Source organism: Buttiauxella sp. S19-1, assembly GCF_022134725.1.
In the GTDB taxonomy this organism is placed as follows: domain Bacteria; phylum Pseudomonadota; class Gammaproteobacteria; order Enterobacterales; family Enterobacteriaceae; genus Buttiauxella; species Buttiauxella ferragutiae.
In genome coordinates, this window is sequence record NZ_JAHWLU010000262.1 from 1 (window position 1) to 903 (window position 903).

The 903-nt window shown below is 37.2% G+C and carries 1 protein-coding gene; it reads left to right on the forward strand.

What is annotated here, in order from left to right; all coding sequences use genetic code 11:
- Positions 1 to 106: 106 nt before the first annotated feature.
- A partial coding sequence (locus MES37_RS24470) for a hypothetical protein (RefSeq protein WP_237932836.1) occupies positions 107 to 903 on the forward strand: 797 nt, incomplete at its 3' end.

The window sequence follows — 903 nt, forward strand, 5'->3', positions numbered from 1 at the left end:
GTGTGTATGAATAATATTGGGTTAGAAAATAATCGTCAGTAAGGATTTTTACATGGATATTAGCATGTAAGATTAATCAATTTCTTATTATTGCTTGAGCGTGAAAATGGCAAAAACACCAGCAGGATTTGTTTGCACTGAAGTCGAAACCAAAGCGGCAAAAAAATACAGTAAGCAATATGGTCAGACCATAGTGATAACTAATGATTTTGTAAAAATGATGAATCCAGCACTATTAGACGCATTGAAAGTTTTAAATAAGAGACAAAGGGATTTGGCAAAATGGGGTAAAAAAGAAAAAGATGATTTTAAGGATATAATGGGGGTGGACGGTGATGCCTATATTGATGATGTATTTTATATCTGTGATATGAAAAATAAAAATACTTATTCACCATCAGAAGTGGAAACCATTACTGTTGTCGAATTTATGCGAAAAGCAGTTGATAGGATGTATAACATTATGAGCCAGTTACATGTTGATGCTAACCCTGTTGAGGTTTCTCTACCTGATCCATGTATTCCAGAGTTAGCTCCTGTACCGGATAAGAAGGTTTATAAATATGGTAATTTTGTTAATCGTACTTTCACCAGTCAGTATTCAGCATTTGTAGAGCGCACAGCTACATGGACATGTTCTCCAGAGCAATACAAGGATGGCCTTGAAATACATATAGGGTATAATTTTTGCAAAAAAAATCCGATGGGCGCTGACTCCAGGGCCAGTACACTGTGTCATGAAGTATCTCACTTTTACCGCGTTGAGCCTAAAGGTGCAACATGGGCTAGTGAGGAGGATAAAATAAAATCCAGGGGGCCGTGGGGAGGTGTGGGGACGGATGATTTGCCAAATGATCAGGATTATAAACAGAGCAAAGGGAGTAGTGGGAAAAATATATATAT